Origin of the sequence: Pontitalea aquivivens, assembly GCF_046507575.1 — a bacterium.
GTDB lineage: Bacteria > Pseudomonadota > Alphaproteobacteria > Rhodobacterales > Rhodobacteraceae > Pontitalea > Pontitalea aquivivens.
Genome location: NZ_JBKFEY010000006.1, coordinates 155214 through 161290 on the forward strand (window position 1 = coordinate 155214; position 6077 = coordinate 161290).

At 62.6% G+C, this 6077-nt stretch carries 6 protein-coding genes; all 6 read right to left on the bottom strand.

Annotated elements, in window-relative coordinates:
- Positions 1-30: 30 nt before the first annotated feature.
- The 6 genes from xsc to ACK8OU_RS10165 are packed head-to-tail and all read right to left on the bottom strand — an operon-like array spanning position 31 to position 6077.
- Positions 31-1812: a sulfoacetaldehyde acetyltransferase gene (gene xsc / locus ACK8OU_RS10140; RefSeq protein ID WP_410303266.1), complete on the bottom strand. Its 1782-nt coding sequence runs from the start codon at positions 1810-1812 to the stop codon at positions 31-33.
- A 25-nt stretch (positions 1813-1837) separates the two neighbouring features.
- Entirely contained in the window at positions 1838-3235 is a 1398-nt protein-coding gene (locus tag ACK8OU_RS10145) for an NAD(P)/FAD-dependent oxidoreductase (protein ID WP_410303268.1), read from the bottom strand.
- A 30-nt stretch (positions 3236-3265) separates the two neighbouring features.
- A complete protein-coding gene (locus tag ACK8OU_RS10150) occupies positions 3266-3655 on the bottom strand; it encodes a nuclear transport factor 2 family protein (protein WP_410303269.1) in 390 nt (129 codons plus the stop codon).
- A 17-nt stretch (positions 3656-3672) separates the two neighbouring features.
- Entirely contained in the window at positions 3673-4164 is a 492-nt protein-coding gene (locus ACK8OU_RS10155; protein ID WP_410303270.1) for a universal stress protein, read from the bottom strand.
- 9 nt (positions 4165-4173) lie between these two features.
- Positions 4174-5514, bottom strand: a complete 1341-nt coding sequence (locus ACK8OU_RS10160) for a TRAP transporter large permease (protein WP_410303277.1) — start codon at positions 5512-5514, stop codon at positions 4174-4176.
- Positions 5514-6077 (bottom strand): TRAP transporter small permease, encoded by a 564-nt coding sequence (locus ACK8OU_RS10165; protein ID WP_410303271.1) that lies wholly within the window; start codon positions 6075-6077, stop codon positions 5514-5516. Before ACK8OU_RS10165 ends, ACK8OU_RS10160 begins: the two co-directional genes overlap by 1 nt.

The window sequence follows — 6077 nt, forward strand, 5'->3', positions numbered from 1 at the left end:
CAGCCTGGGTATTACTGCCCGCCGCAGGGTTCAGATTGCGCCTTTTTGCGGACGCATGTCGGCGGCGTCGATCCCGGCCACCACGACCGGCTTCTTCATCGCATCGCGGCGGAAGGGTTCGCCGAGTTCCTGATTGAGCAGAACCTCGATGAAGGTGGTTTCCTTCGCGGACATCTGGCGTTGGATCGCTTCACGCAGCGCCGTGGTCAGTTCTTCGGTCGAGCGCACCTGAATGCCATGTGCGCCACAGGCGCGGGCAATTCCGGCATAGGTGGTGTCGCGGTCCAGTTCGGTGCCGACGAAGTTGTTGTCATACCACAGCGTCGTGTTGCGCTTTTCCGCGCCCCACTGGTAGTTGCGAAAGATCACCATGGTGATCGCGGGCCAGTCGTCGCGACCGCAGGCCGTCATCTCGTTCATCGAGATGCCGAAGGCGCCGTCGCCGGCAAAGCCGATTACCGGAACGTCGGGGCAGCCGATCTTGGCACCGAGGATCGCCGGAAAGCCGTAGCCGCAGGGGCCAAACAGGCCCGGCGCAAGGTATTTGCGGCCCTTTTCGAAGGCCGGATAGGCGTTGCCGATCGCGCAGTTGTTGCCGATATCCGACGAGATGATCGCATCCTCAGGCATCCCGGCCTGAATGGCGCGCCATGCCTGACGCGGGCTCATCAGATCATTGTCGCGCGCGCGGGCCTCTTCGTTCCAGACGGTTCCGGGATCGTCATCCTCGTGATCGAGGCTCGAAAGTTCCTGCGCCCAGCGGGATTTGGTCTGTGCGATCAGTGCGCGGCGTGCGGCGCGGCCTTCGTCGCCCGCAGTGTCCGAAAGCTGCGCGAGGATGCCCCGCGCGACCTTGGCCGCATCGCCCTCGATGCCGACGGTGACCTTCTTGGTCAGACCGATGCGGTCGGCGTTGATATCGACCTGGATGATCCTGGCCTCTTTCGGCCAGTAGTCGATGCCGTAACCCGGCAGGGTCGAGAACGGATTGAGCCGCGTACCAAGCGCCAGCACCACATCGGCCTTGGCGATCAGTTCCATCCCGGCCTTTGAACCGTTGTAGCCAAGCGGGCCCATGGCCAGCCGGTGCGATCCGGGGAAGCTGTCATTGTGCTGATAATTCGAGCAGACCGGGGCGTCCAGCCGTTCCGCCAGCTGCGCCAGATCCGGGATCGCCCCCGCAAGTACCACGCCCGCGCCCGACAGGATCACCGGGAAACGCGCCTCCGAGAGCAGCTTTGCGGCCTCGGCCACGGCCTCTTCGCCACCGGCGGGGCGTTCGAATTTCACGATCTGCGGCAGATCGACATCAATGACCTGGGTCCACATGTCGCGCGGGATGTTGATTTGTGCCGGTGCCGAAGATCGCCATGCTTTCATGATGACGCGGTTCAATACTTCGGGGATGCGGGTCGCGTCGCGCACCTCTTCCTGATAGCAGACGCTGTCGGCGAAAAGCCGCATCTGTTCCATCTCCTGGAAACCGCCCTGGCCGATGGTCTTGTTTGCAGCCTGTGGCGTAACCAGAAGCATGGGCGTGTGGTTCCAGTAGGCGGTCTTGACGGCGGTGACGAAGCCGGTGACACCGGGGCCGTTCTGGGCGATTGCCATCGCCATCTTGCCGGTGGCACGGATGTAGCCATCGCACATCAGCCCGCCATTGGTTTCATGGGCGCAGTCCCAGAATTTGATGCCCGCCTTGGGGAACAGGTCCGAGACCGGCATCATCGCAGAGCCGATAATGCCGAATGCCTGATCGATTCCGTGCATTTGCAGGACCTTCACAAAGGCTTCTTCGGTGGTCATTTTCATCGCGTGTCTCCTTGCTCGCGCGGGCTCAGCCGCGTTCGTCCCGATAGTGATAAAATTTGTAGAGGCCCCATTGGCCGAGTCGCCGGAACGGCGTTTTCCAGCCCTCATGGGGAAGTTCGTTGCCGAAGATCGGCAGTTTGGGGAGGTCCGCCGCGCGCCCCGCGACAAGTTGCGCCATGCGTCGTCCGGCCTGGGCGGCATACATGACACCGTTGCCGCCATAGCCCATCGCGTAATAGGCATTGGGTGTGCCAGGCATGGCGGTGATGCGGGGCATCATGTCATGGCTGACATCGACCCAGCCCCACCAGCTGTAATCCAGGGGGATGTCCCGCAGCGCGGGGAATTTCCGCGCCAGCCCCTCGCGCAGACCGGCGAGGTGCCTGGGGTTGTCGGCGTCCGAGCCAGTGATCGCCGCGCGCGATCCGATCTGCACCCGATTGTCGGGCAGCAGGCGGTAATAATGACGCAGTGTGCGCGTGTCGGTCAGGGGCGAAAAGGTCTGGAAACCACAGGCTTCGAGTTCCGAGGCGGTCAGCACCCGTGTGACGATCGAGTTTGACATGATCGGCATGATCCGGTCGCGCAGCCGCGGGTGCAGTCCGCGCGGCGCGTAGCCTGCCGTCGCCACGGCCACGGCGCGGGCGCGTACGGTGCCCCCCGGCGTGCGCAGGTGATGGATACCGTTTTTCGTTGCCCAGCCTTCGACGGGACTGTCCACATGGATCTTTGCGCCGAGTTCGCGCGCGGCCCGCATGTAGCCAAAGGCCAGCTTGGCGGCGTGGATGCCAACGCCGTCCGGTTCCCACATCGCGCCCTGCGCTTCCGCGTCGCGTACGATGCGTTCGTGCATCTCGCCGCGGCTGATCAGCTTCGCCCCATAGCCGAAGGCCTCGCGCAACAGGGCGGTTTCCTTTTCCAGCGCGGGCATCATCCAGGGTTTATGGGCAATGTAATAGTGACCACCGTCCTGCGGGTCGCAGTCGATGTTGTGATCGGTGATCAGCGTGCGGAACAAGCTGAAGGCCTCGGTGACCTCGGCATGCATCCCTCTGGCGGTTTCGAGACCCCAGCGATTGATCCATTGCGAACGCTTGAGCCGCCCCGAGGAAATCTGTGCCTGTCCGCCATTGCGGGTCGAACAGCCATAGGCAACGCCGTTGGCTTCCAGCACATGCGCCTTGATGCCGAATTCCTTGGCCAGATGCAGCGCGCAGGACAGCCCGGTATAGCCCGAGCCGATCACCACGACATCGACATCCATGTCTTGCCGCACCGGGCCGTCATCCTCGGGCAGGGTGCCGGCGGTGCCGATCCAGTAGGTCGGTGCGTAGGCGCAGCCGTGGCCGATCGAGCGATCCCGGATCGGGTCGTATTTGGGGTTGTAGGGCGCGGTGTTGCGCCGTGGTGCCGTGACTTGCATCGACGTGATCCCGAAATGAGAGGTTGGGGGTTATTTTGTTGCGAAAGGCGGGCGCTGTTTGCGAAACGCCCGTTTTTCGACGATCAGTCCATCACGCAACGTGAACAGGTCGACCCCCTGTGCCTCGATCCTTTGGCCCTGGGCATCGGTGCCCCTGAAGGTCCATTCCGAAACTGCCCGGTCGCCGCAGACAAAGTGGCGGTGGTCGGCCCATTCGGCATCGGGCATCGCGGCCCAGACCCCGGCGAATGCCCTGGCGATGGCTTCGGCGCCGTCGATGCGGGTCCCGAACTCTTCGGCACCGCCGATGGTCGTGAAGATGCAGTCATCGGCGAAATGGGTCATCACCGCAGCGACGTCATGGCGGTTGAACGCGTCGAACGTGGCCTTGAGGTCATCGGCGGTCATGGTCTTGGTCATGGTCTTGGTCCTTTCAGTCAATCTTCGGCATAGGGGACGATCAGCGTTGGGATGCGCGCGCGGCGCAGGACCCGTTTGGCAACCGTTCCAAGGAAAGTGTGCGATACCCCGTGCGCGTGGCTGCCCATCAGGATCATGTCGGCGGGCAGGCTTTCGGCGCGTTTCAGGATGGCTTCGGCGGCAAACCCCTCGGCCACCTCGATCTCGTCCACGCTGTTGCGCAGTGCCTGCTCGTCGCCGGGGATCTGTGCCCAGAACATTTCCTGACGCTCCCGGAGCAACGCCAACGCGGTTTCGCGGCGGTGGTGGATCGCGGCATTACGCTGCGCGGGGTCCGAGATGAACAGTTGCAACGTCATCCGGGCTTCCTCGTTCATCGGTTCGATGACGTGGAGCATGTGCAACCGTGCACCAAGGCCCTTGGCCATGCACAGCCCATAGCGAAACGCATGAACCGAAGTGTTGCTCAGGTCAGTTGCGTAGAGGATCGTTTTGATTTTCTTTATCATTTCATCCCCTTAGTAGCCAACCACACGCGGCAGCCAGAGCGCGGTATCGGGGAAGCAGGCGATCAGGTAGACCGCAGCCGCCCCGGTCAGCGCAAAGGGCAGGGCGCGTGTCGAGATTTCCTCGATCGAGACATTCGAGATACCCGCGGCGATGAACAGGTTCTCGCCCAGCGGAGGGGTCTGGAACCCGATCGACAAGGTGCAGATCATGACGATGCCGAAATGGATCGGGTCGATGCCCATCTGATAGGCAACCGGAAGCATCACCGGTACGAGGATCATGATTGCGGCGAGGGTTTCCATGAACATCCCCACCACCAGCAGGAAACCGATCACCAGTAGCCAGATCAGGTAGAGGTTGTCGGTGAGCGACAGCATCCCGTCCGCGATCACCGCCGGCACGCCGTTTTCCACAAGAATGCGCCCAAAGACCGTTGCGGTGAACAGCACCAGCAGCACGCGCCCCGACAGCCAGGTCGTCGTTTCAAGCGCATCGACCAGCGCCCTGAAGCTTAGTTCGCGGTAAATCACGATGCCGACAAAGAGCGTATAGAAGATCGCGACGATCGCGGCCTCGGTGGGCGTGAAGAGCCCGGCGTAGATGCCGCCCAGGATGACAATCGGGGCCATCAGCGCCCAGAAGCCTTTGAGCGTTGCATTCAGGATCTTGTGCAGCGAAAGCGACTCTGCCGAGCCGCAATACCCTGCCGCGCGGCACCGCAGGTAGTTGCTGACCAGCAACGCCCCCGCCATCAGACAACCGGGGAAGAAACCCGCGATGAAGAGCTTTGAAATCGACACGGTCTGGAAGGTGCCATGGGCCTCGACAGCTTCGGCCGGGGGTTGCATGCCCATTGCCGAGATGCCGAAGATGACCATCGGGATCGAGGGCGGAATGATAATGCCAAGTCCGCCCGAGGCCGCCGTGATCGAGGCGGCATAGCCCCGGGCATAGCCTGCCCGTGCCATGGCCGGGATCATCAGCATCCCCACCGCCGCCGTCGTTGCCGGGCCCGAGCCCGAGATCGCACCGAAGAACAGGCAGGCGACAACCGTTGCCGCCGAGATACCGCCCGTAAAGGGCCCGGCCAGCGTCTCGGCCACCGTGATCAGCCTGCGCGAGAGACCCGCGGCCTCCATCAGCGCGCCGGCGAGGATGAAGGAGGGCAGCGCCATCAACGGGAAGGACCCGACCGAGGACCACGACATCTGCACCATCTTGATCGGATTGTCGCCCAGGTAGAACATCGCCGCCAGCGCGGAAACCCCGAGCGCAACCGTGATCGGCGCGCCGATCAGCATCAGGAAGGCAAAGCAACCGAAGAGGATTTCGATCAGAACGCTGTCCATCACCTGGACCCTCCGGTCGGGCTTGCGTCCATCGCCACGACATCGACCTTGTCGGGGTCGCGCGGATCGCGCCCTTGCACGAGTTTCATGTAGTTCACCTGAAGGATGCGGATCGTCATCAGCGTGAAGGCGATCGGCAGCACCAGATAGACCCAGCGCATCTGCCAGCCGAGCGTCTGCGCCTTGACGAAGGGTTTGAGCATCGAGATGAAGCTGATCGACTGCCAGATGAAGACTGCGTTGAAGGCGATCCAGAACGCATCACCCACGGCTTCGATCAGCCGGGCACGGCGGCGGTTCATCCGGTTGAACTGGAACGAAATCCGGTTATGCGCCGCCATCCGTGCCGCATAGCTCGCACCGAAGTAGGCAAACCAGACGAAGAGAATGACCGACAGTTCCTCGATCCAGGTGATCGAGGTTCCGAACACCTGCCGAGAGACGATCTGCACGAAAAGCAGGCATACGAACGCTGCCAGAAGCACCCGGCAGGCGTAGCTCTCCAGCCGGTCAACATGTTGATTGCCACTGAGAATTGACCCGGCAACCGCCAAAATTGTCAT